We start from the raw sequence: 2575 nt of genomic DNA on the forward strand, positions 1-2575 counted from the left end.
TCCTCTTGAATTTCTGTAATTAACTTTCCAATCTCATTTGAAGATGAGCTTGATTGTTCTGCTAATTTACGTACTTCTTCCGCAACGATGGCAAAACCTCTGCCATGTTCTCCTGCCCTTGCTGCTTCAATTGCAGCATTCAACGCTAATAAATTTGTTTGATCTGCAATATTTTGAATCACTTCTAATATATCGCCAATTTGCTTTGACTTATTATCTAATAATTTAATAATCTGATCAGATTCTGCAACTGACTGATGAATTGACTGCATTTGACTTACCGTTTGTTCAACAAGTTGATCGCCATTTTCTGCTTTTTGACGTGTATACGCAGAGGAAGTTGCAATAACAGATGAAGTATCTGCCACACTTTGAATCCCTTCTGTTACTTCTTGAAGCAAGATTGCGCCTTGTTCAACACCTTTTGTTTGTGTAACTGCACCGCTTGACACTTGATCGATTGCCATTGTTATTTGCTCAGTCGCCTCACTCGCTTGTCTCACGCTTGCTGTTAATTCTTCTGATGCAGCAGCTACATGCCCTGCTGACGAATTAATTCTTGAAATCAATTCGCGCAACGACCCAACCATTTTGTTGAAACCTTTTCCAAGTTGACCAATTTCATCATTTGAACGGATTTCAATTATTTCTGTTAAGTCACCTTCACTAATCTTATGAGAAGAAACAACCAGTTGTTTTAAAGGTTTGGTAATGGAAAGCGTAATAAAGTAAATGATTACTCCACCTATAATAAGAGCAATTACCGCAATAATCAACGTAGTATAAAAGATAGGTTCTGCCGTTTTTATCACTTCATTCGTGTACATCGTACCTGCAATTTTCCAGCCTGTTTTTACATTTGTCGCAAAGGTCATTTTCTTATCTGAACCATCGTATGTATACAAGAACGTTCCATGATTTCCTTGATACATTGGCTTTGCCCAAGAATCTGATGCTTTAGTACCTGGCTTTTCCTTTGGATGCGTTACAACATTTTGATTTTGATCTAAAATAAATGCATAGCCCTCTTTACCAATATTAATCATTTTTGTTGTTTTTACTAAACTATCAAGCTTTAAATCTATACCAATAACTCCACTACCATCATCTAATTTTTTCGAGATTGTCACAACAATATCATCGCTCGCCTTAGCTTTATACGGACTTGTTATCACAATACCGCCACTTTGTTTCATTGCATCTATATACCAAGGGCGCTCTTTCGGATTATAATCTGCCGGCATTTGTACGTTTGGTTCTTGTATAAATGACCCATTTTCAGTTCCTACATAAGTATAGATGATTTCAGGATGCAAACTTGCATACTCTGCAAACATCTTCCTAATACTTTCACCATTATCAGTCTCATGCATATTGCGCTGAATGACTTTAGAAAAATGTGTAACATCATTATACTTTGCATCAAGCATTTGATTAATTAAACTGTCTAACACTTCAATATTTTCACTTGCACTACTTGTAATTTGGCTATCAAAGTTCTTCTTTGCAGTTTGATAAGACAGAGTACCAATTACAGATACCGTAGAAATTAAAATAACAAAAAATGAAAGTAGTAGTTTTTTTCCTACATTCATATTCTGAAATATTTTAGACACTTTTGACATACAGCTCCTCCTTTATGTTCGATCCAAGATGATATTAAAAAAGTGTATATAATAAAGAAAAAAAACAAAGAAAGAATATGAACCAATGAAAAGTACAATACTTTCCGACTCATACTTTGTAAATTCTATATAAATAATCGCATTTTGTCTATATATAGATAATATTACTTTAATATATATAAACAAAAAGATTTATTTTGTATAAAATGATTATTCCCATAATTAAGACTCCTCCTTTATTTTATAATGAATTGAAGAAATCTCTTATTAACTGTGAATAGCAAAATTAAAAAACATCCGTTAATAACAGGATGTTTTTACTCACAATCTTCACACACTTCCCAATACAATCCCATTTCAACTGCAAGAAACGGTTTTAACTGTAATCGAATCATACGGCTTGGCATACGATCTAGCACAAATTGAAGGCTTTCCTCTTCTTCTATAATATCGAGCTTTTGAACAGAAATACGTTGAATCGTTGTAATCGCCTGACCATCTTTATATAAAACAAGACGAATCTCATCGTCTTCATTAAAAAATAATTCTATACTTGTACCTATTAATGAAATTGTGTTTGTTATTAAATAGGTACCTTTTTCTTCTTGAATAAAGTACTTCCAGCCTCGTGTTCCGTCTTCTTGTGGAAGAACTTGAAAAAATGCTGTAATCTCCTCGTGTAGCATACAAATAACTCCTCTCTTACCTCTTGCTCAATATACCCTAAGTACATTTATTGTACCATAAACGACTATAACAACTGTATTCCCCCGCTCAAAACGAAATATTACCTCTTATTCTTTAATTGCGTAACAAAAAAGAAAAGCGTGTGAACCATTTGATTCACACGCTTTTCTTTTATACTTTAAATCTTTCAATTAATACTTGTAACTCTTCAGCCATTTGTGATAACGTTCCACTTGCTGAACTAATTTCTTCTATAGATGCCA

General features: G+C 33.6%; 2 protein-coding genes. Both read right to left on the minus strand.

Features of this window, described 5'->3' with window-relative positions; genetic code table 11:
* Window positions 1-1625 (minus strand): methyl-accepting chemotaxis protein (locus PLX19_RS25855; protein WP_272191795.1); only part of this gene is annotated, 1625 nt, incomplete at its 3' end.
* Between the two features lie 317 nt (window positions 1626-1942).
* Window positions 1943-2311, minus strand: a complete 369-nt coding sequence (locus PLX19_RS25860; protein ID WP_272191796.1) for a DUF3979 family protein — start codon at window positions 2309-2311, stop codon at window positions 1943-1945.
* Window positions 2312-2575: the final 264 nt, after the last annotated feature.

This window comes from Bacillus sp. BP-3, from assembly GCF_028401955.1.
In the GTDB taxonomy this organism is placed as follows: Bacteria; Bacillota; Bacilli; order Bacillales; family Bacillaceae_G; genus Bacillus_A.